Here is a 25,892-nt window from a genome sequence, read left to right as displayed (position 1 = left end):
ACCGTGGATTCGTGCGATTCGAATTTCTACCGAGACGTGGCTTGACTCGACCGACCACCCTCGGGTGGGACTGGAAGGGGCCGACCGCTCGTGGGGTGTAACGACGCAAGCACCGCAGCGGAGCGAACGAAGTGAGCGACGCGAGGAGCGCAGCGAGTTAGATCCCACGAGCGGGAGGGGGCTTCCAAGTTGTCTGCAGTCGAGGTGATATCTAATACGATCCCATCAGCAGCACTCATTCGCCCACTCCAATTCGGGGCGTTAATCTGTCCGGACTGGCTCACCCCGCGTAATGACCCTGTTCGCGTTCGACTTCGACGGCACGCTCTCGGACTCGGAGATGACGGTGCTCCTCGGCTCCCAGTACGGCGTCGCCGACCAGATGGACTCGATAACGGAGCAGGCGATGAACGACGAGATCGAGTACGCAGAGAGCCTGCGCCAGCGCGCGGCCCTCCTCGAGGACCTCCCTGACGAGAAGGCCCAGGCGGCCTTCGAGGAGGTCGTGCTCCGCCCCGGCGCCGCCGAGGTCATCGCGGACCTCCGCGAAGCGGGTCACCACGTCGCGATCCTCACCGGCGGGTTCGAGCGCGGCGTCGCCGAGGCGCTGACGAAGGAGGGCGTCGACGTGGACACGATCGTCGCGAACCGCCTGCCCGTCGAGGACGACGCCCTCACCGGCGAGGTCCGGGGCTCGCTGATCGAGGGGACGAAGGACGAGGCTTTGGAGCTACTCGTCGACGATCAGGACCTCGACATCGGCGACACCGTCGCGGTCGGCGACGGCGCGAACGACCTCCCGATGCTGCAAGCCGCGGGCTGGGCGATCGGGTTCGAGCCGAAGGAGGCCGTCGCGCCCCACTGCGACGTCGAGGTGACGACGATGGAAGCACTGCGGGCGGAGCTGATCGCGGAAGGGCACCTCGAAGCCTGACATCGCGGTGCGATAGCCGGTCGCTGTCCGACCGGCTCCCAGTTTTGCACTACCGCGGGCACAATTGGCAAGCACGTGGAGTGCGTCGCTGCTTCCAATGCCGGTCTCCCCGCTGGTCGTCCTCTCCCTCCTCTCCGGCGTTCTCTGCCTGGTCTCGGGGTGGCTCGTCCGGGGCCGGTGGGCGAAACCCGGTGCGCTCTGGTTCCAGATCGGCGCGCTCGCCTCTGCCTGCTGGTCGATCGGGTACGGCGTCGGCCTGCTGGTCTTCGATTCCCGGCTCCGCCAGCTGTTCGAAATCCCGATCTGGCTCGGTCACGGCGTCGGGCCGGTCGCCTTCTTCCTCTTCGTCGCCGCCTACACCGGTCGCCGGACCATTCTGGACCGGCCGATCGTGGCCGGGCTCTTCGTGGTGCCAGCGATCACGATGGTCGCGGTGCTCACGAGCGGCGAGCACGCCCTCATGTGGACTGACTACCGGATCGACGCGGCCCTCGGCGCGGCGACGGTCACCTACGAGAAGCAGCCCTGGCTCTACGTCCACAAGGCGTACTCCTACGCCGTCTTGCTCGCGGCGGGCGCGATCTTGCTTGCGGTGCTCGTCGATCGCGACGCGCTCTACACTATCCAGGCGACGCTGCTGATGGGCGTCGTGGTCTCCCTGGGCGCCGGGAGTCTGGCGTGGGTGATCGGCATCGGGCCGTACCCGCAGGTGACGACCACGCCGCTGCTGTTCGGCTGGGTGTTCGCGATCGCAGCGGCGGTGTTCTTCCGCGCGCCGCTGTTCGACTCGCCGCCAGCCGCTCGCCGGCTCGGACGGGAGCGTCTGCTCTCCGAGTTCGGGGACGGCGTCGTCGTTGTCGACGACGAGGGGCGAATCGTCGAGGCCAACCCGGCGGCGATCGCGTTGCTCGGATCGGCGGCGGACGACGACCTCGTGGGCCGGTCGATCGACGAGATCGGCGGCGTGCCCGCCGACTCCGCCGAGTCCAGCATTCCGCTCGAGCAGGGCCGTCACAGGGTCGAACTCCAGACGGCTTCCGGTCGGCAACCCTTCGAGATCACCATCTCGCCGGTGCGCGACGAGTCCGGGTCGCTGCTGGGTCGCACGCTCGTCTTCCAGGACGTCAGCGAGGAGACCCGCCGCCGGCAGCAACTCTCGGTGCTCAACCGCGTCCTGCGGCACAACCTCCGGAACGACATGACCGTCGTCCGGGCGTTCGCCGAGGAACTCGCCGATTCGGCCCCGGACGAGCGACGCGCCGACATGGCCGAGACGATTCTCGAGGAGGCCGACGGGCTGCTCTCGCTCGGCGAGCAGGCCCGGACGATCGAGGAGTCGCTCGCGGATCCGGATCGGCCGGTCGAGCCGATCGAACTGGAACCGATCGTCGACGACGTCGTCGAGCCCTATCGCGACTCGGCGGAGGTTACCGTCGACGTGCCCGAGGGCTACGTGCTGGAGACGGATCCTCGATCGTTGGCCGCTGTACTGACGGCTGCCGTCGACAACGCCGTCGAGCACTCCTCCGCCGACCGACCCGCTGTGACGATCGCAGCGAACCACGACGCTGGCCGGGCTCGGATCACCGTGAGCGACGACGGGCCCGGGATTCCCGACCACGAACTGGAGCCGATCCGCGCTGGGACGGAGACGGACCTCGAACACGGCAGCGGACTGGGCCTGTGGCTGATCACCTGGGGCGCGGGAAGTCTCGGTGGCGAGGTCAGCTTTCACACCGGTGACGACGCTGGGCCGGGCGACGGAGGGACGACGATCGAACTGGAGCTTCCGGGAACCGATACCTCGGAGCAGTCACCGTAGGCGGCGCGCTAGAATCTTCCCAACGGGATCGGGGCTCAGAACAGACTCGAGTGCACCGGCGGGATCGTGTCCTGTTCGGGCACGTCGCCGTCTGCGTCCGTGACCGCCTTCCCTTCGACGCCCGCTTCGAGGAAGTCCGCCAACGGCGGGCCGACGGTCTCGGGTTCGACGAGGAAGGCATCGTGGCCGTGGTCGGACTCGGCGACGTGGTGGGCGACGCGAGCGTCGGTCTCGCGGAAGGCGTCGGCGAGTTCGGCGGCCTGTGCGACGGTGAAGTGCCAGTCTGCGGTGAAGCTCATGACGAGCGCCTCGCCGGTGAACGCCGCGAGCGCGTCGGCGTCGTCCTCGTAGCCGGAGGCGAGGTCGAAGTTGTCCATCGCCCGGGTGAGATAGAGGTAGCTGTTCGCGTCGAAGCGCTCGGCGAACTTGCGAGCGTTGTAGTCCAGATAGGACTCGACGTCGCGGTAGGGGAAGAAGTCCGCGGCGGGGTCGGAGGGGAACGTGTCCCGTTCGGCCTCTCGCCCGGCAGCCCGCCGGCCGAAGCGCTCCTCCATCGAGGCCTTCGAGAGGTAGAGCACGTGACCGAGCTGTCGGGCGATCTGGAGGCCGTGGGTTGGGTCGGGCTGGTCTTCGCCGTAGTAGTGGCCCTCGTTCCAGTTGCAGTCGCTGGTGATCGCGCGCTGTGCGATCGCCTCGATCGCGAGCGACTGGGCGTCGAGTCTGGGCGCGGCGGCGATCGGCACTGCTCGCCGGACGTCGTCGGGATAGCGGCTGACCCAGTCGAGGACGTTCATCCCGCCGACGGAGCCGCCGACGACGGCGTGGAGGCGCCCGACGCCCAGCGAGTCCAGCACCTCGCGCTGGACCCGCGTCCAGTCGCCGACGGTGACCGGCGGGAAGTCGGTGCCGTAGGGCTCGCCAGTCTCGGGGTTCTCGCTCGCGGGCCCAGTCGTGCCGTAGCAGGAGCCCGGATCGTTCACGCAGACGACGTAGTACTCGTTCGTGTCGATGGCCTTGCCGGGGCCGACGACGTCGGACCACCAGCTCTGGGCCTGGCCCTCGGTCTCCGGGACGTCGGCGAGCGCGTCGTCCTCGTCGCCGTCGAACTGGCGCTTCGCGACGTGGGCGCTCCCGGTCAGGGCGTGGCAAACGAGGACGGCGTTGTCGCCGGTGAACTCGCCGTAGGTCTCGTAGGCGACCTCGAGGTTCGGGATCGATTCGCCGCACTCGAACTGGAACTCCCCGAGGTCCTCGGTCGCTACCGTCGTCGACATGTGGGCACCTCCGCAGGGGGAGTATTGCAGGCTGTCGGTTTCGTGTTCCAGGGGGCGACAGCAGGACGTGTCGCACCGACGGACCGGCGCGGACGCGGAGAGATCCTCATTAACAACACGCATATAGTGCTACATGGATATAACCCTCAGTTACGGCAACATCTGCAGGGGTCCGCTCGACCTCGACGGCATCGCCGGTCTGCGTACGGATTTGGGATCGGACCTCGAGCGCCCGGGTTGCAGGACGGGTCAGACCGGGCCAACGTATTTCGTGGCGTGGTGGGAACTTCGTCCCATGACGGTCATCGTCGGTCCCACGCTCCCGGATCCGTACTCCGACCGGGTCGAAACCGTCTGGGACGACCTCGTCGCTGCGTTCGGCATCGACCGGTACGTCAATCCCTATCCCCACGTCACGCTTTACGCGCTCGACGACGTCTCGGACCTCCAGACGGTCGAGGACGTGGTCCGGGACGTGGCGGCGAATCACGAACCTGTGCCCGTCCACACCGACGGGATCGGCGTCTTTCCCCAGAACGCAGTCTGGCTCCCGGTGGCTCGATCGCCGGAACTCGCAGCGCTGCACCGCGACGTCGTCGCTGCCGTCGGGGACCTCGGCGACGCGCCGGTTCCGTTCTACGACCCTGCGCGGTGGTTCCCGCACGTCGGGTTCGCGCTCGGACTCGAGGACGAGCTGACGGGTGAGATTGTGACGTATTTGCTGAATTACGACTTCGCGTGGTCGTTCGAGTTCGAGACGATCGCGATCACCCGTCCGCCGGAGGAGGGCGACGAACACGAACTGGTGGCCGCGGTCGAGCTGTAGAACGGGGATCGGGGTGGATGCTGTTTCGATCCTACTCCGTTGCCGCCTCGATCCTAGAGTCGAAATCCGTGATGCCGGGGGTTTCGATGCTGCAAATCCAAGACTGGAAAGGGACGATCGCTCCCCACAAACTGTCGACCTCGGAGGGGGTCCCGAATCGCCGGGTGTTCAGTCGACCTCCATTTTCCCTAATCCCAACAGCAAAAACAGCAACGCGACGCCTGCCGTGACGGCTGGCGGGAGAATTGCACCTATTTCGCCCTGATAGCTATCGAGAGCGGTGTAGTAGAGGAAGATAAGCAGGACCGTCAGGGCTGCGCAAACTCCCGAATACCTGAGGTATTGCCGATTCATGCGTTACTGGTATAGGGTATAGTTTCAATACTATATCGATCGCTATTAATGCGGTCCATTGTGATGGCAACTACGCATCCCGCTGGTTCCTTACTACTCCGTCGCAGCCTCGATCCCGGCGTCGACGTCTGCGAGAATGTCGGCGGGATCCTCGATCCCCACCGACAGCCGCAGGAGGTCCGGCGAGACGCCGGCCTCCAACTGCTCCTCCTCGGTCAGTTGCGCGTGCGTCGTCGACGCCGGATGGATCACGAGCGTCTTCGCGTCGCCGACGTTCGCGAGGAAGCTAGCGAGCTCGACTCGCTCGCAGAAGCGCTTGCCCGCCTGGAACCCCTCCTCCAGGCCGAAGGCGATCATGCCGCCGTAGCCGTCGACGGCGGTGCCAGCGCCGCGGCTCGCCTCCTCCGGCGGATCCCCCAGATACCGACGGGCGTTCTCGTGGGTCTCGTGGGATTCCAGGCCCGGATACGCGACCCACGCGACGTCCTCGTGCTCCTGGAGATACTCCGCGACGATGGCGGCGTTCTCACTGTGCTGGCGCATCCGGAGGGAGAGGGTCTCCATCCCCTGGAGGGTCTGCCACGCGTCGAAGGGCGTCTGCTGATTACCGAGACTCCGGACGGCGCGCAGGCGGACTGCCGCGGCGAGCGGTGCGTCTGAAAAGCGCTCGCTGAAGTCCACGCCGTCGTAGGCGGGGTTCTCCCCCGCGAGTTCCTCGTAGCCGCCTGCAGCCCAGTCGAAGTCGCCGCCGTCGATCACCGCGCCGCCGATCGTCGTTCCGGCGCCGTGGAGCCACTTCGTCGTCGAGTTCCAGACCACGTCGGCGCCGTGTTCGAGCGGGCGACAGAGGGCCGGCGTCGCGAACGTGTTGTCGACGACGACGGGGACGTTCCGGGCGTGAGCGATCTCGGCGACGCGCTCGAAGTCGGGCGTGACGAGCGAGGGATTGCCGATCGTCTCGAGGTGGACGTAGGCGGTGTCCTCGTCGATCTGCTCCTCGTAGGCCTCGTAGTCCAGCGTCGGGACGAACCGGGCCTCGATTCCGCGCCGCTCGGCGGTCTTCGAGAGGTAGGTCGTCGTCCCGCCGTAGGTGTCCGTCGAACAGACGACGTTGTCGCCGGCTCTCGCGAGGACGAGCGTGATCGAGTCGAGCGCCGCCATCCCGCTGTCCGTCGCGACCGCGCCGGCGCCGTTTTCGAGGGATGCGAGACGCTCCTCGAGCACTTCGACCGTGGGATTCGAGATCCGGGAGTAGAGGTGGCCACCGCGTTCGAGGGCGTACCGACCCGCCGCGTCGTCGGCGTCGGGGAAGACGTAGGAACTCGTCTGGTAGATCGGCGGTGCACGGGCGCCCGTCGCCGGATCGGGCTCCTCCTGGCCGGCGTGGACGGCCCGCGTCCCGAGACGGTGGCGTCGGTGGGACTCCGGGTCCGGTGTGTCCTCGTCGCTCATGTATCGTGTGCATACGGCGGCAGACTTCTATAACTGCCAGTTACGGCAACACCTGACGTGAACTGTGAAATGAGTGCTATTCTTGGGAATTCGTCAACCTGGTTAATCCCCTCCGAAAGCCCCAGAGCGCTTGACATTCCAGGGCTTGCTGCGCGCTTCGCTCGGCCTTCGGCCTCGCTGTAGTGCTTACGTCGCCCGGGAAGGACCGACCGCACGGCCCCTTTCGAAGTCCCACCCAAAACCGCATCCTCAATCTTCCCCAACCTCCTGTGCTACTCGGGTTCGTTTCGCTCACCACTGCGCTGCTCGTCCACCGGAAGACTCGCTACGCTCGCCTTCCGAGCCTTCGTTCGCTTCGCTCACGAAGACCTCGCACGCTACGCGGCTGCTGACGCCTACGTCGGAGCAAGCTCCGACGAGGTTCGCCTCGCTTCGCTCGGCTCACAGCCGCGAAACGCGCGCCACCACGTCCCACCGGGATTCCGGCCCACGCCACAGCCACAGGGAGGGGCTCCGGAAGGGGCCGACCGTTCGATCCGTCCCCGACGACGTAAGCACTGCAGCGAGCGAATGGGGTGAGCGAGCGAAGCGCGCAGCGAGTCGAGGACGGTCGAGCGGGAGGGGGCTTCCGTAGGCGGCTGCGGCCGGGGAGCTACGATCCACTTCCCAACCAACAATTCCTAGCCGAACGTTCAAGCCGGACGCCCGCCACCCACGAGCCAAGAAATGCGCCGACACTACGACCACGCGCGGGTCCAGGAGTACTGGCAGCACGTCTGGGAGCGCGAGGACGTCTACCGCTGCCCGGATTCGGCCGAGGATCCCACCTACGTCCTCGGGATGTTCCCCTACACCTCCGGGAGCCTGCACATGGGCCACGTCCGGAACTACGCGATCACGGACGCCTACGCCAGATTCCGGCGGATGCAGGGCGACACGGTGCTCCACCCGATGGGCTGGGACGCGTTCGGCCTGCCCGCCGAAAACGCGGCTCACGAGCGACTGACGGATCCCGAATCGTGGACTCGTTCGTGCATCGAGCGGATGCGCGACGACATGGAGGAACTGGGCTTCGGCTACGACTGGGAGCGGGAGATCACGACCTGCGACCCGTCCTACTACCGCTGGAACCAGTGGCTGTTCACCCGCTTCTACGAGGAAGGCCTCGTCGACTACCGCGACGCGACGGTCAACTGGTGTCCGGATTGCGAGACGGTCCTGGCCGATGCGCAGGTCGAAACCGCCGACGAGCAGGGGTTCCCCGACGCCGGTTCAGACCCGCTCGAAGATCCGCTCGATCCTGCCGCAGCCCGGGCTGAAACCGGAGACGCGTCCGACGCGGAACCCGAGGCAGACGACGCCGGTGCCCACGATCACGACGCCGACGACGATGCGGGCGTCTGCTGGCGCTGTGGCACGCCGGTCGTCACGCGCGATCTCGAGCAGTGGTTCCTCCGGACGACCGAGTACGCCGAGGAACTCGACGACGGCCTCGACGAACTCGACGCGTGGCCGGAGGGCGTCCGGAACATCCAGGCGGATTGGATCGGTCGCCAGGAGGGCGCGGAGGTCACCTTCGACGTCCCCGCATTCGGCGACCTCGCCGTCTTCTCCGCTCGTCTCGACACGGTCCACGGCGCGACCTACGTCGCGGTCTCGCCGGGCCACGACCTCGCTCGCCAGCGCGCCGACGAAGACGACGCGTTCGCCGCAGACCTCGAATCCCTTCGCCAGGCCGACCACGCCGAGGACACCGCCGGCGTCGACACCGGACTCACCGCGATCCATCCGCTCACCGGCGACGAACTGCCGATCTACGCCGCGCCGTACGTCCTCGAGGACGTCGGAACCGGCGCGCTGATGGGGGTCCCGGCGCACGACGAGCGCGACCACGCCTTCGCGAGCGATCACGGACTCCCGATCGAGCCCGTCGTCGCGGAGTCCGCGGATGCACCGATCACCGACGCCGACCAGCTCCCGTTCACCGAGGACGGCGTTCTCACAGACGCAGCCGGCGAGTACGCCGGCCTCGAGAGCGCCGAGGCCCGCGAACGGCTCCTCGCGGACCTCGACGCCGCAGCGGAGTCGACGACCTACCGCCTCCGCGACTGGCTCATCTCGCGACAGCGCTACTGGGGTACCCCGATCCCGATCGTCCACTGCGCAGAGTGCGGTCGCGTGCCCGTTCCGGACGAGGACCTTCCCGTCGAACTGCCCGAGTTCGAGCACACGACGGGCAACCCGCTCGACGCGGCGGAGGACTGGAAACAGACCGAGTGCCCCGAGTGCGGCGGCCCCGCCGAGCGCGAGACGGACACGATGGACACGTTCGTCGACTCCTCGTGGTACTTCATGCGGTACCTCTCGCCGGACCTCGATTCCGCACCCTTCGACGCCGACCTCGCCGAGGAGTGGCTCCCCGTCGACGTCTACGTCGGCGGCGAGGAGCACGCCGTGCTCCACCTCCTCTACATCCGCTTCTTCGCCCGTGCCCTCGCCGATATCGGCCTCGCGACTCACCGGGAGCCAGTCCAGCGCCTCGTCAACCAGGGCACAGTCCTCCACAGCGGCCGTCAGATGTCCGAGGCGTCGGACAACGTCGTCGCTCCCCACGAGTACGGCCCCGAGACGACCAGACTGTTCATCCTCTCCGCCGCGCATCCGGAGCGGGACTTCGAGTGGACCGCGCGTAACGTCGGCGCCGCCTACGACCTCCAGCAGGACGTCCACGGGATGGTCGTCGACTTCCTGCAGCGCACGGAGGTCCGCCGCGATCGCGAGCCTCGAGACGACCACCTCGACCGAGCGGTCGACCGCGCGATCGACGCCGTCGCGGACCACTACGAGTCCTTCCGGTTCCACCGCGCCGTCACGGAGATCCGGGAACTCGCGAGTCTCTGTAACCGTTACAGCGCGTACGGTCTCCCACACGACGACGGCTACGAGCGCGCCCTGCAGGCGATCGCCGCGCTGATCGCGCCGCTCACGCCCTACCTCGGCGAGGAGCTGTGGAACCTGCTCCGCGCCGACGGTCTGGTCGTCGAAGCCGACTGGCCAGAACCGGAAACGGACGTCCCCACCGAGGATCGCGCCGCCGAGCGCCGCCTCGTCGACGACGTGCTCGCGGACGTGCGGGAGATCGTCGACGTCGTCGATATCGACGATCCCGAGCACGTCGAACTCGTCGTCGCTCAGGACTGGAAGTACCGGGCCTACGAGATCGCCCAGGAGGCCGGCCGCGACGAGCCGATCGTCGGGAATATCCGGGCCGACGAGGGCGTTCCGGACACCGACGCAGCAGCCGCCTTCGCCGGCGACCTCGCCAGCGAAGGCCAGGGCCTCGAACCGGTGGTCGACGGCGAGCGCGCGCTCGAACTGCTCGCCGACGCCGCGTGGCTCCTCGACGACGAGTTCGGCGCCGAGGTGACCGTCCGGCGGGCCGAGGACGGCGAGGACCTCGCGGCGAAGGCGGCGCCGCGCAAGCCCGCGATCCACGTCGAGTAGTTCGGCGACGTGACGGAGGGGCGGCGTTCGGGAACGCATTCAGGTGCCTCGGCGCCGAACCGTCGCTCATGGCCTACCAGTTCGAGTGCGCGGCACCGGAGTGCGTGTTCCTGATCCGGGCCGCCGACCAGGACGAGGTCGTATCGCAGGTCCAGCGACACTCCCGGGAGCAACACGACAAGTCACCGCCGCCTGCCGAGGTCGTTCGCGAGCGCATTGAGACGGTCGAGGTCGAGTGAGCGGCGGCGCGTCGAGATACTCGAGCGCCCTCCGCTCGGGCCGTCGGCGAGCGATCCGATTGCGTGGCGCCCTCCTCGCTCGCCACGGCTTGCACTAGTTCGACCTCACCGCTGCAGTGCGTCCTCCACGAACGTAACCGCCCCAGCCGCCGACTCGACGGGCTCGGCGCCCTCGACGTCGTGACTCCCGAGCGTTGCTACCGGACTCCCCCGATCGAGGGCCAGCGCGATTTCCGAGAGCGTGCCGTACTTCCCGTCGATGGCGATCGCTGCGTCGCCGTTCCCGACGACGAGTGCGTTCCTGGCGTTGCCCATCCCGGTCGCGATGGGCACGTCGACGAACTCGTTTGCGTCGGCAGAGTCGTCGGTGGGAAGGATACCGACCGTGCGCGCCGGGTCCTCGGCTTCCTTCGCGCCGCGGCAGGCCGCTTCCATGACGCCACCGAGGCCGCCACAGACGATCTCGTGGCCGCGTTCGGCGAGTTCGCGGCCGACTGCTTCCGCTCGTTCGCGATCTTCCTCGTCGACTCGCCCGCCCCCGATGACGCTGACGCGCATGGCTGGCACTGTGACGGCCGCCCGCTCAAGCGTTTCGCCGGCGTCGATCGCCGAGGTGCTACTCGACCTCGTCTGCCGTCGAGCGATCGTACGCCCCTTCTCGTTCCAGTTCGCCGCGTCGTTCGAGCACGCTCGGCGTGCGACAGATCCCGGACGCACCGGTGACCTGCGGGACGGTGCAGTTGTTGCAGTCCTCGCACACCGCCACGGCGTCGGGGTCGGACAGGAGTCGGGCGGGCAGCTCCGGCTCGGCGTAGAAGGGCCGCGCCATCCCGGCGAGGTCGCAGGCGTCGCCGAGCAGGGCGTCGATCTGCTCGCGCTCGCGGAGGCCGCCCTCCAGCAACACGGGAACGTCGACGCGCTCGCGAACCCGCCGCGCGAGGTCGGCGTTCCACCCCGGCTCGGAGCCGAAGCGGCGCGCCTGGAGCCAGTTCAGCGCCTGGACGAGTCGCTTCTGCAACCGGCTACCGAACGCGGCGTCGTAGCCGGCCTGGAACTGCTCGTCGTTCCAGGAGCGCTCGGGGTACTTTCCGCGGACGATGCTCATGTCCCACGTCACGGAAGTCCGGACCGGCACGAGGCCGTCGAACCCGATCGCGGCGAGCCGTTCGCAGATCGCGACCGCGTCGTCGTCGGTGAGGTGCCGGTGGACGATCCGCGGGGCGGGCCGCTCGGAGGGAACCTTGGTCACGATCGGTACGTCCTCGCCCGCTCGCTCGCGAATCTCGTCGTGAATCGCTTCGAGCAATCGAACGCCGTCGGCGAAGCGGTCGCTCCGGCGGTTGTAGAACGGCGACAGGAACTGCTGGAGGATGCCCATGTTTGCGCCGGCGAGGTGGATGCCGTCGTAGCCAGCGTCGACGGCGCGGGCCGCGGCGCGGCCGAAGTCCGCGGCGAGAGCCTCGACCTCGGCCGTGGTGAGTACCTCTGGCGAGAAGTCGAGCACGCCGATGCGGTCGAGGAGGCGGAACTGCCAGGGAAGGACAGCGGCCGCCGCCTGCGTGAGGTCGGGGTGCTCGGACCGGTACTCGGCGTGCCAGACCTCCATGCTGCGAAGGCCGCCGTGGGCGAGCTGGCAGAAGATCCGGCCACCGTGGTCGTGGACCGCGTCTGGAACGGGTGCGAGCCCGGTGACGAACGAGTCGTCGGCGAAGCGGGTCATCCCGGGCGCCGCGCAGCCGCCCTCGCTCCGGACGATCGTCGCGCCCTGGAACACCAATCCGGCGCCCGCGGCCGCGGCGGGTTCGAGTTCCGCAACGAGTCGCTCTGCGGTGTCCTCGTTCGTTCCGGCACACTCCAGCACCGGCGCTCGATAGAGTCGGTTCGACAGCTCTAGGCCGCCGAGTTCGACCGGGTCCCGCAGCGTCGGCATTGGCGGGCGTTGGAAGCCGATCGGCAAGAAGGCGTCCCCGACCGGGGCCGAGTTGCGGCAATTCAGTCTGCCGACGCCGCGGTTGGCCTGCCCAGGGACAGCCGGAGGAACGCCGGCGCGGCGATCAGGGCGATCGCGATCTCCAGGCTACCCGCGACGAGGAACGCCGCTTCGTAGCCGCTCGCGTCGGCGACGGTCCCGCCGAGCAGGAAGCCACCCAGAAAGCCGACGCTCCCGAAGAGGTTGAACCCCGCCATCGCGCCGCCACGATCCGTGGGGTCGGCGAGATCCGTGACCAGGGCCATCGTCGCTGGAGCGACGAGCGCACCGAGGACGCCGACGAGTACCATCCCTGCCGCGGCGAGCGCGATCGAGGGTGCGACCCCGACGGCGATCACCCCCACGCCGTAGCAGAGCGACCCGGCCACGACCGGGATGGTCCGTCCGATCCGATCCGAGAGCGCACCCATCGGGTACTGGAGCAGGGCGAATGGGGCGAAGAAGGCCATGAGGACGAGACCGGTGTCGCCGGGCCCGAGACCGAACGCGTCCTGGAAGTAGAGCGTGCCGACGAGCGCGAAAAAGCCCGCGGTGAACCGGTCGATCAGCCCGAAAGCGTAGGGGACGACCAGCGGCGGGGTCCGGCGGACGACGGCAAGTGCCTCTCGGGGCGATCGGTCGCTCGCCGGTGCGCGGTCCTCGACGAGCGTGACGAGCAGTGCGACCGCGGCGAGGAGGAGGGCGGCGAACCCGAGGGGCGCGATCGGATCGAGTTCGGAGAGCTGGCCGCCGACCGGCGCGCCGAGCGCGGTCCCGACGCCGATCGCGATGCCTGCCGCGCCCATGTTCTTCCCGTGGCCGCCCTCGAGGTCCATCAGCATCGTGATCGCCAGCGAGAATGCGCCGATGGTCGCCGCGCCCTGGACGACCCGCAGGAGGAGGACGCCGGTGAACGTCAGGTCGATCGCGGCGGGGAGCACGGCGAGCGTCGCGTAGCCGATCGCCGCGCCCGCCGCGCCGAGGACGATCCAGGGCACGCGCTTTCCCGTCGCGTCGGAGACGGCACCCCAGACCGGGACGCAGACGACGAACGCGCCGAACTCCGCGGCGAGGAACCACATCCCCGCGTCGAGTTCCGTCGTCGCACCGAGCGCGGTCACGAGGTCCCCGATGCCCGGGTAGAGGAGCACCTGCGCGAAGAGGACGGCGGCGACGACGACGGCGAGGAGCGTCCGGTCCCGGCGGACTGTCACACCGGGGAAATTGGCAGGGTTCGGGGATAAACGCCGCGTTCGAACTCGCGTTCGCCTGGGAGGGGAACCGGTGGCGTAAAGCCGATTCCGCAGCATCCCCGTTCCATGGGCGAGCCACTGGAGCTACGCGAAGCACAAGCACGCGAGGTCGTCGACCGGCTGGCGGAGGAGTACCCCGACAGCACCATCTCGCTGCACTTCTCGAATCGCCTCGAACTCCTGATCGCGGTGATCCTCTCCGCCCAGTGCACGGACGAGCGCGTGAATGCCGAGACGGAGCACCTCTTCGAGAAGTACGACTCCGCCGAGGACTACGCCGAGGTGTCCCAGGAGGAACTCGCGGAGGACCTGAACTCGATCAACTTCTACAACAACAAGACCTCCTACATCCGGGAGGCCTGCCAGATCATCGTCGAGGAGCACGACGGCGAGGTGCCGGACACGATGGAGGAGCTCACGGAGCTCCCCGGCGTCGGCCGAAAGACCGCGAACGTCGTGCTTCAGCACGGCCACGACGTCGTCGAGGGGATCGTCGTCGACACGCACGTCCAGCGGCTCTCTCAGCGCCTCGGACTCACGGAAGAGTCCCGCCCGCCGGCGATCGAGGAGGATCTAATGCCGGTGGTGCCGGAGGATCGCTGGGTCCAGTTCACGCACCTGCTGATCGACCACGGGCGGGCGGTTTGCTCCGCGCAATCTGTCGACTGCGAGGCGTGCGTGCTCGCGGACATCTGTCCCTCCGAGCAGGGCGACAGCGAGGTCGACCTCGCGAGCGGCGAGCCCTGGTAGCGCCCTGCCGTCGCTTTCCGCACAGGCTTCGCGAGCGAGCTACCCGAGCAGGAAGCGTTCCCAGCGGAGGAACAGGATCACGAGTCCGAGGAGCCAGGCGATCAGCCAGGTGAGCACGTAGCCGAAGACGCCGACGCGGAGGCGGAACCGCCACGCGCCCATGTTCTCGTGAAGTTCGGAGATGTCGACGTCCTGATCGGGGTCCTCGTAGAGCGAGTGTGCGCGCTTGGCCCGGAAGATGTGGAAGATCCCGGTGAGCGCGAACAGCAGGAGGGCGTAGGCCTGGAGGCCGAAGAATGCGTGCATCGCCACCGTTCCAGTGAACCCCTCGATCAGCCGCGGAACCATCCAGGTCACGACCGGCACGGTCGTCAGCGTGAGGCCGACGCTGATGAACTTGAGGTGGTGCGTGAGCACCGACCACGTCACTACTTCGGCGTCGATCACGATCCACGCACCGTAGAGGTAGAATGGGAGACTCGCGGTGACGAACAGCGCGACGACCGTCGCGATCTCCGTCGATTTCGGTACGCCGTCGATCAGGCCGCCGTAGCTCGCCAGCACGCTGGCGCCAACGAACAACTCGGCCGACGACGCCACGGCGTCGATCGACGGTCCCATCGCCATCGAGTGGCGGTTAGCGCGACGCATTGAAAAAGGGACAGACACGCCCCGGGGACTGAGAACGGATGCCGGGCCGCGGTGCGGAGCAGCGATCGTTGTCAGCGGTCGGCGAGATAGCCGCCGAGGAATCCGAAGACGATCGGGAAGCCGATCGCGGCGAAGAGGACCCCCTCGCCGGTTGTAGCTGCGATGCCGCACCACTCGGTCAGGAAGACGCCGAGGAACATGACGCCACCGTAGCCGGCGACCACCATCGTGCCGAGCGTGCCGAGGGCCTCGTTTGACATGTCGACGTGGCCGTTCGAACGGGCGATCGATCGACCGCCCACGAACGGCCCCAGTGCGGGAATTAGGTAGTAGGCGGTCGTCGGGCGGCCACCATCGGGCAACATGAGGTGGTTGAAATCGCCCGTACCCCCGGTGATCGGAACCGCGTGGGCGTCGTAGAACGACCAGGTGATCACCTGAACGAAGGCGCGGGACGACTCGAAGTCGGGGAGGCCCGAGCCGTCCGAGGAGATCAGCAGGAAGTCTTCGACCATCGCGAGGACGACCACACGAAGGAGACGATCAGAGACGAGACGCCGTTACGGCCGCGAAAACTCAGGGGAAAGTCCCAATCTCGTCCTGAATTTCGTCAGCATCGAAGGTCATCAGTGGACCGATGGCCCACGCCGGATAGGACGACGAACCGTCACCCTAACGGCACGCGCGGCCGAACGGGTACCCAATGACCGACTCGCCGGATCCCGCCGCTTCCGATCCTCCGTCCAAGGACGGTGCCTCGACGGACGCGGCGTCCGGAAGCGAGGCTGCGGACGCCCTCGACGACGGTGCGGTGGCTGCCGAGTCCGACGGGCATTCCGCCGAAGCGCGGGCCGCCGGGACGGAGGAGTCCGAGGAACTCGCCGAACTCCGCCAGCGCGTCGAGGAGGAGTACGACTTCGAGGACTTCGGGCCGGCGGACATGGCGCAGATGGACCCGGAGGAGTGGGACGTGGCCTTCGACGCCGATACCTGGATCACGGGCGAGGCACTCCTCGACCGCGTCGAGGCCGACCTCAAGAACCGGGTCGCGACACGGAACGTCTTCGCCGTCGTCGAGCGAGTCACCCACGAGGGGCAGCCCTGCGTCCTGGCCTACACAGATTCGGGGTACGCACTCGTCGAGCCCGACGGCTCCGTCGAGGGCTTCGGCACCGTCCTCCGCGATACGAAACCGGTCGTCGCGCTCTGTTCGATGGAGAGCTACGACGTGGCGCCGATGCCCGACGAGGACTACTTGCTGCCCCATCCCGAGGAGGTCCCGGAGGGGAGCGACGAACTCGGGAACCTGATGATGCAGGTCGTCGCTGGCGTCCTTTCGCTCGCGGGCGTCCTCCTCGTCATCGCTTCCTTCTACGCGGTGGCCGCTTCCTATGGCGCTCCCGGCGTGGCTGGGCTGACCAACGCCGGCGGGGGTGCACTCGCGGTGACGATCGTCATCGGGTTCGTCTTCGTCGGCGTCGGCCTGACGCTGTTCGCCACCGTCGCGAACGCCCGCCTGTCAGACGCGTTCCGTGCGGAGGAGTACCGCGAGCGGCTCCGCCGGATGGGCCTCGACGACGGCGAACGCCCGGCGTTCCTGCCGACGGAATCGACGACCAGAGAGTTGACCGACGAGGATCGCGGTGAGGCCTGACCCGTACGGATCGATTCGTGGCGATCACGCCGTTGACTCGGATCCGCGAGGTGGCGGATCCGGACCCGCAAAATCAGGGGGTCGTCACCTCGTCACAGACGCCGAACAGCCCCGACGGATCCGATCGCATCGGTGGCTTTAAACGCGACCAATCCCGAGCGTCAGGCTGTATGAAACGGCGGGACTTTCTCCGTACAGCCGGCGGGGCAGCCGGGGCCGCGACGGCAGCGAGCGCCGCGGCGTCGCCGGCCTCGGCGGAGGGCGGAGTGAGCGCCATCCAGGACGACGGTGGTAACACGACGCAGTCCGGCGGGAATCAGACCGACACCGGCGGGAATCAGACGGACGGCGGCAACCAGAGTGCCGGCGGCGGCCTCCCCGGTGCCGGCCAGACGCAGACGATCACCGCCGGACCCGGCGGCGAACTCGTCTTCGACCCAGCCGACGTCGAAATCCTGCCCGGAACGCAGGTCGTCTGGGAGTGGGATTCGGACACCCACAACGTCGTTCCCGACGGACAGCCCGAGGGCGCGAACTGGGAGGGACACACACCAGTCGAGAACACTGGGTTCACGTATTCGCATACGTTCACCGTCGAAGGAACCTACGACTACTACTGTGAGCCACACCGAAGCGCCGGCATGGAAGGGAGCATCACCGTCACCGCCGACGCTGGTGGCGGTGCCGGTGGCGGCGGGTACGAGCCGCCGGATCCCGAGCACATGGGCATTCCCATCCAGAAGCACTTCGTCGGAGCGCTCGCCTTCATGGGCATCTTCGTGACGCTCGTGTTCACGTTCTACCTCCTGAAGTACGGCGAGTCCGCCCACACCGCGGCACCGAACAAGAGGGACTAACATGGCAACGAAAGGAAGCAACTACGGCGACATTCACCGCTACGAGCCCGCCCGCGAGAGTCTCGCTGCGGCGATCGCGATCGTCCTCCTGACGGTCATCGAGGTCGCGCTCACCGGCCTGTTCACCTACGGCCTCGTCGAGGGCTGGGGCATCCGCGAGTCCGGGAACATCTACCTCGGCACGCTCCTCGGCCTCCTGTTCATCAACCTCGGCATCATCCTCGCGCTGTATCGCAAGGAGTTCCTCCCGGACGTCATGATCGTGAAGAAACGCCGTCGCAAGTGGGAGGACCTCTACGTCACCGAGGACAGCGTCGACGGCGACACGCTCGGGGGCGACCTCGGCGAGAACCTCAAGCGCGCCGTCTACCCCTACTACAAGAAGTAACCATGGACGACCCATACGACAAATACCCCGAAGATTCCGATCGCAGGCGTTTCGTCAAGGGCGTCGTCGGTGCCGGCGCACTCACGGGTGTCATCGGCGCCTCCGCGTCGCTCGTCGACATCAGCACCGCGCCCCCGGGAGCCGGTGGTGGCCCGACGGACTACATGGGCATCGAGAAGACCGGGGGCCCGGCGCCGCGCGGGATGCCACAGATTCCCCTCGAGTACGACTCCGATGGCAATCTCAAAGGTGTCTGGCCCGAGGTCGAGATGCAGGAGATCGGCGGCCGTCCGGTTCCCGTCGCGGAGATGGAACTCGGTGGCCGGACGTACTCCACGACCTGGTACCAGTACTGTGGCTCCCAGAACAACCCCGCCATCAAGCCCGACGCGGACCTCGACAACACGATCCGCTACACGGCCAACCCGGCCTACGAGTGGCAGTCCAACGCGGTCAGTGCCGGCGATCCCGTTCGCAAGGAGCACTTCGAGGACTACGCCGACTGGGGCAACAACATCGGCGAGGGCGGCGTCGGCAAACCGGCGAAGGTCACCTGGCGCTCGACGGAGCTCGAGCCCAAGAACCGCATCCCGGTCCAGCTGATCCGGAGTCCGCTCATCGAACGGAAGGCCGAAAACGACGACTGGCTCGCAGCCAGCACCGTCGACGGCTTCATGGCGGTTCACAACCAGTGTACGCACTTCTGCTGCGTGCCCGGGTTCAAGGACCCCGACCAGACCGACGCGCTGGCCTACAACGCGGGCGACAAGATCTACTGCCAGTGCCACCAGTCGGTCTACGACCCGTTCGCCATCATCCAACAGGACATGATCGCGCTCCCGCGGTCTGAATAACAATGAGTCTGGAACGCACCGACGAGTTCGACCGCGGCGACTGGCTGCAGAACAAGGACCTCTCCCGCGTCGAGCGGACCTACCTGGTCACGCTGATGTGGCTCGACAAGCGGTTCCGGCTCGTCGATTACCTGGAACTGCTGGAGGACGCGTACTACAAGACGAACCTCCAGATGCCCAAGAGCCACACCGAGCAGTACAACCTCGACAACAAGTTCTGGTACTGGTATCCCCTGTACTCGCTCGGATCACTCTCGATCATATCGTACGTGTTACTCGCGATATCGGGCGCGCTGCTGGGCTTTTACTACTCCCCATCGGCGACCGCGGCGGCGGGCGAGGAAGCCACGATCGCGTACAACCAGATCGTGTTCATCCAGACCGACCTTAACTTCGGGTTCATGCTCCGGTCGATCCACCGGTGGGCGGCCCAGTTCATGGTCGCAGCAGTCTTCCTCCACATGATCCGCGTCTACTTCACGGGCGCGTACAAGGAACCCCGCGAGCTGAACTGGATCCTGGGGGTCGTCTTGATCCTGCTTACGCTCCTGTTCGGGTACTCCGGCTACGTGCTGCCCTGGAACCAGCTGGCGTTCTGGGCAGCACAGATCGGGCTGGAGATGGCGCTGTCGGTGCCGCTCATCGGCGAGTGGGCAGCACAGCTGCTCTTCGGCGGGTTCTCGCCAGGGGCACCGACGCTCATGCGGATGTACATCCTCCACGTGTTCGTGTTGCCGTTCGTGGTCACCAGCCTGATCGCGATCCACGTGGGCATCGTCTGGATGCAGGGCATCGCGGAACCACACTGATCGACCAATGTCTGAAACACCTGATTCCGACGAGGTTCGCACTGACGGTGGAGCGATTACGCCTTCGGACGACTCGCCGTCGTTCCGCGAGCGCAAGGAGCGCACGGACGGCCTCTCCCGGCTGACCTACGAGTACTTCGAGCGTTCTCGCCGCGAGGACGAGGTGCTCCGGGACGACTCGGACTACGTCGAGCGCGACGTGCTCGGCTTCCCGGCGTGGCCCCACGAGATGATCCGGAACCTCTCGATCACGAGCTTCTTCGTGGGCGTCATCCTGTTCGTCGCCGCGTTGATGCCACCGCCACTGGAGGCGCCGGCGAACCCGACGTCGACGCCCGCGGTCATCCTCCCCGACTGGTACCTCTACTGGTCGTTCGGGATCCTCAAGACGCAGGCGCTCAACCTCGAACTCGCGATCCTCGGCGGCCAGACGCTCGCCACGGACCGCACGTTCGCGGTGCTCCTGCACGGGCCCATCATCCTGATGTTGTTCCTCGTGCCGTTCCTCAACAAGGGAAGTGCGCGACGGCCCGTCGAAGAGCCGTTCTGGGCGGCCGTGGGCGTGTTCGGCGTCGTCCTGTCGTTCACGCTGAGCCTGCTCGCGATCAAGAACCTGATGGCGACGCGGGTGCCCCTGCTGACCAGCCACATGCAGCTCTGGCTGAGCTTCGCGCTCCCGATCGTTACGGGAACGATCACGTACGCGGTGCTCAAATCGATGCAAGAGGGGTACATGTACGACCTCAACCGTCGGTACTACCGTCTGCGGCCGCCGCGGTAGCCGGATGACCGACGACCGTACCGACGACGAGCGACGTTCCACCGACGCTGCTTCGAACGATCCTTTCGAACCCCCAGAACCCGGGAGCGACGCGCCCGCCAAGCGCGCCGGCCGTCCGGAGGTCGTCGTCCCGATGGATCTCTACAAGACGATCACGGTGTTCTCGACACTGTTCGCGATCGCGCTGGTCGTCGGGGGGATGATCGCACTCGACGCCGCGACGGGTCGCGCGAGCCGCGCCGTCGAGGACGTCAACCTCCCGATCGCGTTCCTCGGCGTCGCCGCAATCGTCCTCGGTGCCGCGACCTACGCCTTCGCTGCACGGTTCCGCGCCGAGGGAATGGGAAACCCTAAAGACGGCGACGACGAACGATAAGCCAATGGCTGACGAATTCATCAAGGGCTTCGGGATCCTCTCCGGCGCCGGGATGATCTGGATGATCCTCGCGGGCTGGTACCGGACGCCCAGCTTCGGCGGGCGCCAGCTCACCGCGCCGGTGTCGCCGGCGTCGAACATCTACGAGCAGATGGCCTACCTGCTGATGGACGCGATGTTCTGGTTCATGATTCTGGGCCCGCTCACGTTCTGGATCCTGATCCCGGTCGCCCGAGAGCTCCGCGCTGGCTACGCCGGCAACGGCGAGTAAGCGACGTCCGCTGTTCTCACGCGTTCGATTCGATCGCCAGTCGATACTCCGCGCCGTGGAAACGTCTCGCTGCTCGTGGCCGACGAGCGGCCTCTGCGTCGGTCCGGTGAAACCGTCCTCCTCGTGCCGGATCAGTCCGTGAGGTCCTCGACGTCCTCCAGTTCCGTCGATACGTCGTCGATGAGGGGCACCTTCGAGGGGCCGGCGCGCCGCACGATCACGACGTCGTAGTCGTCACCGGTCGCAATTCCACCGCCGACGCTCCCGAGTGCGGTGATCATCCGACCGGCGTTGTCGCTCCCCACGAAGACCATCGAAGCATCGACTTCGCGGATGACGCGCCGGAGCCTGTTCTTGATCGTTCCGACGGGCGCGTAGCGGTCGACCAGTTCGTGGCGGAACGTCGCCGCGGGATAGCACGCTTCGACCTGCGAACCCAGGCGATCCAGGATGGTGTCGAGGTCGTAGTCGCTGCCGGGGTCGATCCAGCCGTGATTGGCAGCGTAGTCCGCGTTGCGTTTGGGAATGACAGTGACGGCGAGCACGTCCTCGTCGAGGACGGTCGCGAATGCGCCCGCACGGACCAGTGCGGCCTTGGCGAGGTCCGACCCGTCGAACGGGACGACGAACGTCATGGCTGAGGCGAGGGTCAGGACGGACATATACCTGTCCGCCGCGGAACGGCGGGCGCATCGGTCGCGTCGCTGACGAATCGGAGTAGACCGCAGGAAGGACCGCAACGAATCAGTCTCGGTGCTCGACGCGGGGTCTCGCTCGGAGCGGCCTCACCCGCCGATGACGCCCCAGAGCGGGTCGACGATGAAGCGGAGCGCCTTGTAGCTGATGTAGGTCGCGGCCACTGCCCAGGCGGTCAGCGCACCCTTGGGAACGTCGAGCGAGCGATCCGTCCGGGCCTCGGCCTTGCGCGCCTCGAACTCGAAGAAGTCGGTGATGATCACGCCGATGACGAGCACGACGACGATCGTCCCGGCTTCGAACTTGACCGTCGTGTAGTAGACGGCAGCGAGGAACAACAGGGCGTTCGAGATGGTGTGCGGAGTGAAGCGCGCCACCGCCTCGGCGCCGCCCTCCTCGTACTGACTGACGTGGCGACGATGTGCAACCTGCCGCGTGATGGCGTTGAGTAACACCAGCACGAACAGCACGTACGCCGCGTGCGGATAGAGGAGATCCAGCGGCCCGAAGATCGAGGTCGGATCCATGTTCGATGACAGGGCGGGCGTCCCATTAGTGTCTTTCCAATCGTGGGTCCAGAACGGGACGACAGAACCGCCAGCCGGTGGGCTGCCGACGCTACGCCGGACCGCGGACGCTCTGTTCGGTCACGAGGACCCCCATTGTAGCGGCCGGTCGCAGCGACAGCGTTGCGCCTCGCCCCACCGTCGTCAGCACCTCGCCGTCGGCCTCGACGGTGACCGCGGCCTCGTCGCGCTGAACGCGAACGGTCACTCGTTCGACGGGAACGACCCATCGATTGCGATCCGTGCGGAACGGCGCGACGGGAACGACCGCCAGCCCTGTACCCGGTTCGAGCAACGGCCCCTCTCCCGCTGCAGCATAGCCGTGACTCCCGACGGGCGTCGCAACGACGACGCCGTCGGCGCGCACGGTGTCGAGGTGACCGCCCCCGGCGCGGGCGATCTCGAACTCCGATATCTTGGCCGGTTCGGCGGTGATCAGCGTGACGTCGCGGTACGCGGTGGTGTGGATCGCGTCGTCGACCGCGACCTCGAGTAGCGGTGCCGCCTCGGTGGTCGCCTCCCCTGCGACGACGGCCTCGATCGCTCGATCGGCTTCGTCGGCGGGGACGCTCCGGAGTCCCGGATCCGCGTCGACCGGGAGGATCGGCACCGACGGTCGACGGGTGGCAGCAGCACGTACTCCGTCGCCGCCGACGGCGACGACGGCATCGACGCCCGACGATTCAGGATCGCTGCTGGCAGCGAGGAAGTCGCCGAGCGCCCCAACACGAGCCTCCGCGCCAGCGGCTTCCACGGCGTCCACGAGGTCCTGCCGGGCAGCCGCCTCCGTCGTCGGCACGCCGATCACGGAGACGGCCTCGTTCATGTCGATCGCTATGCTCCCCCGGGTTATATGCGCCGTGGACCGTGCCCGTCGGGCGAGGAATCGCCAGCAATCGCGGCGAATATCGCCATCGCGGACCCCTGGCCTGTGTCTGAACCTTTTTGCACCTCGCCACTGCACTCACTGGTATGCGGGAGACCCTCGCCGAGTGGCGGTCCGTGGTCGACGAGGCCATCGAGGACGTCCTCCCACGGGAGATCGACGAAGCCTACCTCGAGGAGTACTTCGGCGAGCCCACCTACAGTTACGACGCGCAGGCTATCCAGACCGCGCTCGCCGATCCCATCTGGGATCTCCTCGATCGGGGCGGCAAACGCTGGCGCGCGGTGCTCTTCCTCGTGCTCGTCGACGCCTTCGGCGAGGACCCAGAGGAGTACCTCCCCTACGCGACGATCCCCGAGATCCTCCACAACGGGACGATCATCGTCGACGACGTCGAGGACGGCGCGTCGAAGCGCCGCGGCGAACCCGCGCTCCACCACGAGTTCGGCCAGGACGTCGCACTCAACGCCGGCAACGCGATGTACTTCATCCCGCTGAAGATCATCACGCACGACCCCGGCGACCTCGGCGCCGACACGCGCCTGCGAGCCTACGAGATGCTCATGCACGAACTCAATCGGACCCACCTCGGCCAGGGGATGGACATCTGCTGGCACAACGAGCGGGAGGTACGCATGGACGAGGCAGAGTACCTCGAGATGTGTGCGTGCAAGACTGGCTGTCTCGGTCGCATCGTGGCCCGCCTCGCGGCGATCGTCACCGGCCAGGACGAACAGGTCGAGGAGGCCGTCGCCCGGTACGCGGAGCAGGTCTCGATCGCCTTCCAGATCGGCGACGACATTCTCGACGTCGAGCACTCGCTGGGCGAGGCCGGCGAGTTCGGCAAGGAGTTCGGCAACGACGTCCGCGAGGGCAAGAAGACGCTCATGGCGATCCACGCCATCGAGCACGCGCCGGCCGAGGAGGCGGAGCGACTCGCCGCGATCCTCGCGGCGGACGAGAACTCCGGCGACGAAATTCTCGAGGCGATCGAGATCCTCCAGTCGGCCGACAGCGTCGCTTTCGCTCGCGAGACGGCGCTCGACCTCGCGAGCGACGCCAGGGGGCAACTCGACGACCTCGACCTCGCGGAGGGCCCGGAGGCGGACCTCCGTGCCTTCACGAAGTTCGTCGTCGACAGGGACGTCTGATTTGGCTGCCGTCGCCCGAGGCCACCGAGTTCGCTCGCCGTCGACGGAGACGGATGCGGTTGATCGCCGTCGACGAGGACGGTTGCGTTAGATCGGCGGCGACAGCGACGTCGGATCCCTGGTGCCCGATCGCTCGGAGCCGACGTTTCGAACCGAAACCCACTTTCGGGAACTCGCCGGTGCTACCAGTAGATGCACGGCCGACCGAGTGACCGGTCCGCCCCCAACTGGAGCCACCTCCGGCTCCATGGTGTGACGTGAACGCGGATCGACGCGTGCTCGCCGCCGTCGTCGCGAGCACCTTCTTCGTCGGCTTCGGCGGCGGGGTCGTCTTCCCGATCCTGCCGAACCTCGGCACCGTCCTCGGGATCTCGCCCTTCCTGGTCGGCGTCATCCTCAGCACGAACCGCTTCGTCAGACTCGTCGCCAACGCGCCGGCCGGTGCGCTGGTCGATCGGATCGGCACCCGGACGCCGTTCGTCGCTGGGCTCGCGATCGAGGGCGTCGCGACCACGGGGTACCTCCTCGCACTCTGGATGGACGCGGCTGGCCCCGTGGGCGTCGCCGGCGTCGACGTCACCGCCGCCGAGTGGTGGTTCATCCTGGCGCGCGTGCTCTGGGGCCTCGGTAGCGCACTGGTGTTCGCGACGGCCTACACGATCGCGACCGACGTCTCCTCGGGCGGTTCCAGGGGGATGGACATGGGCATCGTTCGCGGCGGCATCCTGCTCGGTTTTCCCGCAGGGCTCGTGATGGGCGGCGTCGTCAGCGACCTGGCGAGCGTCGAAGCCGCCTTCGGGATCGCCGCGGCCTTCGCGCTGTTCGCGAGCGTCCTCGCCCACGTCTCGGTTCCCGAGACGCACGTCGCGAGCGAGCGATCGTCCGTGAAGCCCTGGGAGGTCGACACGGCGATTCCAACCCTGACCGTCGGCGCGGTGAACTTCGCCGTCCTCTTCGCCTACATCGGGGCGCTGTTCGCGACGCTGGTGCTCTTCCTGGAAGCGATCGACGTCGGCGTCTTCGGCCTGAACGCGCAGGGGTCCTCGGGAGTCTTCATGGCCGTGACAGTCCTCGCCGCTGCAGTGAGCATGCTCGGTGGCGGCAAAGCGAGTGACCTCAGCGACTCCAGGGTGCCGATCCTCCTGGGCTTCCTCGGGGTGTCCGTGATCGGGTTCCTGCTGCTCGCAGCCGTCGACGCAGGGCTCTTCGACGGCGTGGTGGATCCGGCCGTTGCGCTCGTCGTGGGCTGCGTCTTCGTCGGCGCCGGCCAGGGTGGCGTCAGCGGGCCGATGACGGCGCTCCTCGCGGATCTCACGCCCGCCGAACGGACCGGACGCGCGATGGGGACGAACAACGTCTTCGGCGACGTCGGTGGCGGCCTCGGGCCGCTGATTTCGCTCCCGCTGATCGACGTGGTCGGATTCGGTCCGATCTACGCGGCGTGTGCGTTCCTCCCGGCGATCGCTGCCGTCGTCCTCGTCGTGGGCGTCTACGCAGAAACAGGATCGGTCCGCCCTGGAACCGCGTCCGTCGCGACGCCCGGCCCGGCCGCCGAGGAGTAATCCCTGCTGGATG

General features: G+C 67.4%; 26 protein-coding genes. 16 read left to right on the top strand and 10 right to left on the bottom strand.

Annotated elements, in window-relative coordinates; all coding sequences use genetic code 11:
• Positions 1–292: 292 nt before the first annotated feature.
• Complete coding sequence (gene serB, locus L593_RS03365) at positions 293–934, top strand: phosphoserine phosphatase SerB (protein WP_020445520.1); 642 nt, start codon at positions 293–295, stop codon at positions 932–934.
• Positions 935–1,031: 97 nt separating this feature from the next.
• Complete coding sequence (locus L593_RS03360; protein WP_020445519.1) at positions 1,032–2,756, top strand: histidine kinase N-terminal 7TM domain-containing protein; 1,725 nt, start codon at positions 1,032–1,034, stop codon at positions 2,754–2,756.
• Between the two features lie 35 nt (positions 2,757–2,791).
• Here L593_RS03360 and metX read toward each other — a convergent pair whose 3' ends face one another.
• Positions 2,792–4,030 carry a homoserine O-acetyltransferase gene (metX, locus tag L593_RS03355; RefSeq protein ID WP_020445518.1) on the bottom strand — a complete coding sequence of 413 codons (1,239 nt, stop codon included), beginning with the start codon at positions 4,028–4,030 and terminating at the stop codon, positions 2,792–2,794.
• Positions 4,031–4,325: 295 nt separating this feature from the next.
• Between metX and L593_RS03350 the strand changes: the two genes are divergently transcribed.
• The gene (locus tag L593_RS03350) at positions 4,326–4,856 is read left to right on the top strand and encodes a 2'-5' RNA ligase family protein (RefSeq protein WP_020445517.1); all 531 of its coding nucleotides are present in this window, start codon (positions 4,326–4,328) and stop codon (positions 4,854–4,856) included.
• A 447-nt stretch (positions 4,857–5,303) separates the two neighbouring features.
• Here the strand turns inward: L593_RS03350 and L593_RS03340 are convergent, their stop codons facing one another.
• Complete coding sequence (locus L593_RS03340; protein ID WP_020445515.1) at positions 5,304–6,662, bottom strand: O-acetylhomoserine aminocarboxypropyltransferase/cysteine synthase family protein; 1,359 nt, start codon at positions 6,660–6,662, stop codon at positions 5,304–5,306.
• 726 nt (positions 6,663–7,388) lie between these two features.
• Between L593_RS03340 and L593_RS03335 the strand changes: the two genes are divergently transcribed.
• Positions 7,389–10,166, top strand: a complete 2,778-nt coding sequence (locus L593_RS03335) for a class I tRNA ligase family protein (protein ID WP_020445514.1) — start codon at positions 7,389–7,391, stop codon at positions 10,164–10,166.
• A gap of 68 nt (positions 10,167–10,234) precedes the next feature.
• The gene (locus L593_RS15235; RefSeq protein ID WP_081638637.1) at positions 10,235–10,405 is read left to right on the top strand and encodes a DUF1059 domain-containing protein; all 171 of its coding nucleotides are present in this window, start codon (positions 10,235–10,237) and stop codon (positions 10,403–10,405) included.
• 105 nt (positions 10,406–10,510) lie between these two features.
• On the opposite strand, the gene L593_RS03330 is transcribed toward L593_RS15235, so the two are convergent.
• From L593_RS03330 to L593_RS03320, 3 genes are all read right to left on the bottom strand, one after another.
• Positions 10,511–10,963: a TIGR00725 family protein gene (locus L593_RS03330; protein ID WP_020445513.1), complete on the bottom strand. Its 453-nt coding sequence runs from the start codon at positions 10,961–10,963 to the stop codon at positions 10,511–10,513.
• A 58-nt stretch (positions 10,964–11,021) separates the two neighbouring features.
• On the bottom strand, positions 11,022–12,335 hold the full coding sequence (locus L593_RS03325; RefSeq protein WP_020445512.1) for an NADH:flavin oxidoreductase/NADH oxidase: 1,314 nt from the start codon (positions 12,333–12,335) through the stop codon (positions 11,022–11,024).
• A gap of 62 nt (positions 12,336–12,397) precedes the next feature.
• Positions 12,398–13,588 (bottom strand): MFS transporter, encoded by a 1,191-nt coding sequence (locus L593_RS03320; protein WP_020445511.1) that lies wholly within the window; start codon positions 13,586–13,588, stop codon positions 12,398–12,400.
• Between the two features lie 105 nt (positions 13,589–13,693).
• Here L593_RS03320 and nth point away from each other — a divergent pair, with 105 nt between their 5' ends.
• Positions 13,694–14,377 (top strand): endonuclease III, encoded by a 684-nt coding sequence (nth, locus tag L593_RS03315; protein ID WP_020445510.1) that lies wholly within the window; start codon positions 13,694–13,696, stop codon positions 14,375–14,377.
• Between the two features lie 39 nt (positions 14,378–14,416).
• Here the strand turns inward: nth and L593_RS03310 are convergent, their stop codons facing one another.
• Complete coding sequence (locus L593_RS03310; protein ID WP_201764637.1) at positions 14,417–15,004, bottom strand: hypothetical protein; 588 nt, start codon at positions 15,002–15,004, stop codon at positions 14,417–14,419.
• Between the two features lie 95 nt (positions 15,005–15,099).
• Positions 15,100–15,558, bottom strand: coding sequence for a hypothetical protein (locus L593_RS03305; protein WP_020445508.1), 459 nt, complete (start codon positions 15,556–15,558; stop codon positions 15,100–15,102).
• A 173-nt stretch (positions 15,559–15,731) separates the two neighbouring features.
• Here L593_RS03305 and L593_RS03300 point away from each other — a divergent pair, with 173 nt between their 5' ends.
• The 8 genes from L593_RS03300 (at position 15,732) to L593_RS03265 (ending at position 21,018) form a co-directional block, all read left to right on the top strand.
• A complete protein-coding gene (locus tag L593_RS03300) occupies positions 15,732–16,682 on the top strand; it encodes a CvpA family protein (protein WP_020445507.1) in 951 nt (316 codons plus the stop codon).
• Positions 16,683–16,852: 170 nt separating this feature from the next.
• Complete coding sequence (locus tag L593_RS03295) at positions 16,853–17,539, top strand: plastocyanin/azurin family copper-binding protein (RefSeq protein WP_049893819.1); 687 nt, start codon at positions 16,853–16,855, stop codon at positions 17,537–17,539.
• A 1-nt stretch (position 17,540) separates the two neighbouring features.
• Positions 17,541–17,927, top strand: coding sequence for a hypothetical protein (locus L593_RS03290; protein ID WP_020445505.1), 387 nt, complete (start codon positions 17,541–17,543; stop codon positions 17,925–17,927).
• Between the two features lie 2 nt (positions 17,928–17,929).
• The gene (locus L593_RS03285) at positions 17,930–18,781 is read left to right on the top strand and encodes a Rieske 2Fe-2S domain-containing protein (RefSeq protein WP_020445504.1); all 852 of its coding nucleotides are present in this window, start codon (positions 17,930–17,932) and stop codon (positions 18,779–18,781) included.
• A gap of 2 nt (positions 18,782–18,783) precedes the next feature.
• Positions 18,784–19,590 (top strand): cytochrome b N-terminal domain-containing protein, encoded by an 807-nt coding sequence (locus L593_RS03280; protein ID WP_020445503.1) that lies wholly within the window; start codon positions 18,784–18,786, stop codon positions 19,588–19,590.
• Positions 19,591–19,597: 7 nt separating this feature from the next.
• Positions 19,598–20,371: a menaquinol--cytochrome-c reductase (cytochrome bc complex) cytochrome b/c subunit gene (locus L593_RS03275; protein WP_020445502.1), complete on the top strand. Its 774-nt coding sequence runs from the start codon at positions 19,598–19,600 to the stop codon at positions 20,369–20,371.
• Between the two features lie 4 nt (positions 20,372–20,375).
• The gene (locus tag L593_RS03270) at positions 20,376–20,747 is read left to right on the top strand and encodes a hypothetical protein (RefSeq protein ID WP_020445501.1); all 372 of its coding nucleotides are present in this window, start codon (positions 20,376–20,378) and stop codon (positions 20,745–20,747) included.
• 4 nt (positions 20,748–20,751) lie between these two features.
• The gene (locus L593_RS03265; protein ID WP_020445500.1) at positions 20,752–21,018 is read left to right on the top strand and encodes a hypothetical protein; all 267 of its coding nucleotides are present in this window, start codon (positions 20,752–20,754) and stop codon (positions 21,016–21,018) included.
• Between the two features lie 131 nt (positions 21,019–21,149).
• On the opposite strand, the gene L593_RS03260 is transcribed toward L593_RS03265, so the two are convergent.
• From L593_RS03260 to L593_RS03250, 3 genes are all read right to left on the bottom strand, one after another.
• The gene (locus L593_RS03260) at positions 21,150–21,653 is read right to left on the bottom strand and encodes a universal stress protein (RefSeq protein ID WP_049894272.1); all 504 of its coding nucleotides are present in this window, start codon (positions 21,651–21,653) and stop codon (positions 21,150–21,152) included.
• Between the two features lie 150 nt (positions 21,654–21,803).
• Positions 21,804–22,241, bottom strand: a complete 438-nt coding sequence (locus L593_RS03255) for a hypothetical protein (RefSeq protein WP_020445498.1) — start codon at positions 22,239–22,241, stop codon at positions 21,804–21,806.
• Positions 22,242–22,332: 91 nt separating this feature from the next.
• Complete coding sequence (locus tag L593_RS03250) at positions 22,333–23,106, bottom strand: NAD(+)/NADH kinase (protein ID WP_020445497.1); 774 nt, start codon at positions 23,104–23,106, stop codon at positions 22,333–22,335.
• A gap of 146 nt (positions 23,107–23,252) precedes the next feature.
• Here L593_RS03250 and L593_RS03245 point away from each other — a divergent pair, with 146 nt between their 5' ends.
• Together L593_RS03245 and L593_RS03240 are read left to right on the top strand one after the other, a co-directional pair.
• Positions 23,253–24,317, top strand: a complete 1,065-nt coding sequence (locus tag L593_RS03245; RefSeq protein WP_020445496.1) for a polyprenyl synthetase family protein — start codon at positions 23,253–23,255, stop codon at positions 24,315–24,317.
• A 257-nt stretch (positions 24,318–24,574) separates the two neighbouring features.
• Entirely contained in the window at positions 24,575–25,879 is a 1,305-nt protein-coding gene (locus L593_RS03240; RefSeq protein WP_020445495.1) for an MFS transporter, read from the top strand.
• The last annotated feature ends 13 nt before the right edge of the window (positions 25,880–25,892 follow it).

The sequence above is a fragment of the Salinarchaeum sp. Harcht-Bsk1 genome, assembly GCF_000403645.1.
Taxonomy (GTDB): Archaea; Halobacteriota; Halobacteria; order Halobacteriales; family Salinarchaeaceae; genus Salinarchaeum.
Note: the sequence above shows the minus strand (reverse complement) of the source record. Positions and strands in the feature narration are given on the sequence as shown.

Coding starts and splice junctions, on each gene's coding strand:
- serB (WP_020445520.1), top strand. CDS start 293: ATGACCCTGTTCGCGTTCGACTTCGACGGCACGCTCTCGGACTCGGAG.
- L593_RS03360 (WP_020445519.1), top strand. CDS start 1,032: ATGCCGGTCTCCCCGCTGGTCGTCCTCTCCCTCCTCTCCGGCGTTCTC.
- metX (WP_020445518.1), bottom strand. CDS start 4,030: ATGTCGACGACGGTAGCGACCGAGGACCTCGGGGAGTTCCAGTTCGAG.
- L593_RS03350 (WP_020445517.1), top strand. CDS start 4,326: ATGACGGTCATCGTCGGTCCCACGCTCCCGGATCCGTACTCCGACCGG.
- L593_RS03340 (WP_020445515.1), bottom strand. CDS start 6,662: ATGAGCGACGAGGACACACCGGACCCGGAGTCCCACCGACGCCACCGT.
- L593_RS03335 (WP_020445514.1), top strand. CDS start 7,389: ATGCGCCGACACTACGACCACGCGCGGGTCCAGGAGTACTGGCAGCAC.
- L593_RS15235 (WP_081638637.1), top strand. CDS start 10,235: ATGGCCTACCAGTTCGAGTGCGCGGCACCGGAGTGCGTGTTCCTGATC.
- L593_RS03330 (WP_020445513.1), bottom strand. CDS start 10,963: ATGCGCGTCAGCGTCATCGGGGGCGGGCGAGTCGACGAGGAAGATCGC.
- L593_RS03325 (WP_020445512.1), bottom strand. CDS start 12,335: ATGCCGACGCTGCGGGACCCGGTCGAACTCGGCGGCCTAGAGCTGTCG.
- nth (WP_020445510.1), top strand. CDS start 13,694: ATGGGCGAGCCACTGGAGCTACGCGAAGCACAAGCACGCGAGGTCGTC.
- L593_RS03310 (WP_201764637.1), bottom strand. CDS start 15,004: ATGGCGATGGGACCGTCGATCGACGCCGTGGCGTCGTCGGCCGAGTTG.
- L593_RS03300 (WP_020445507.1), top strand. CDS start 15,732: ATGACCGACTCGCCGGATCCCGCCGCTTCCGATCCTCCGTCCAAGGAC.
- L593_RS03295 (WP_049893819.1), top strand. CDS start 16,853: ATGAAACGGCGGGACTTTCTCCGTACAGCCGGCGGGGCAGCCGGGGCC.
- L593_RS03290 (WP_020445505.1), top strand. CDS start 17,541: ATGGCAACGAAAGGAAGCAACTACGGCGACATTCACCGCTACGAGCCC.
- L593_RS03285 (WP_020445504.1), top strand. CDS start 17,930: ATGGACGACCCATACGACAAATACCCCGAAGATTCCGATCGCAGGCGT.
- L593_RS03280 (WP_020445503.1), top strand. CDS start 18,784: ATGAGTCTGGAACGCACCGACGAGTTCGACCGCGGCGACTGGCTGCAG.
- L593_RS03275 (WP_020445502.1), top strand. CDS start 19,598: ATGTCTGAAACACCTGATTCCGACGAGGTTCGCACTGACGGTGGAGCG.
- L593_RS03270 (WP_020445501.1), top strand. CDS start 20,376: ATGACCGACGACCGTACCGACGACGAGCGACGTTCCACCGACGCTGCT.
- L593_RS03265 (WP_020445500.1), top strand. CDS start 20,752: ATGGCTGACGAATTCATCAAGGGCTTCGGGATCCTCTCCGGCGCCGGG.
- L593_RS03260 (WP_049894272.1), bottom strand. CDS start 21,653: ATGACGTTCGTCGTCCCGTTCGACGGGTCGGACCTCGCCAAGGCCGCA.
- L593_RS03255 (WP_020445498.1), bottom strand. CDS start 22,241: ATGGATCCGACCTCGATCTTCGGGCCGCTGGATCTCCTCTATCCGCAC.
- L593_RS03250 (WP_020445497.1), bottom strand. CDS start 23,106: ATGAACGAGGCCGTCTCCGTGATCGGCGTGCCGACGACGGAGGCGGCT.
- L593_RS03245 (WP_020445496.1), top strand. CDS start 23,253: ATGCGGGAGACCCTCGCCGAGTGGCGGTCCGTGGTCGACGAGGCCATC.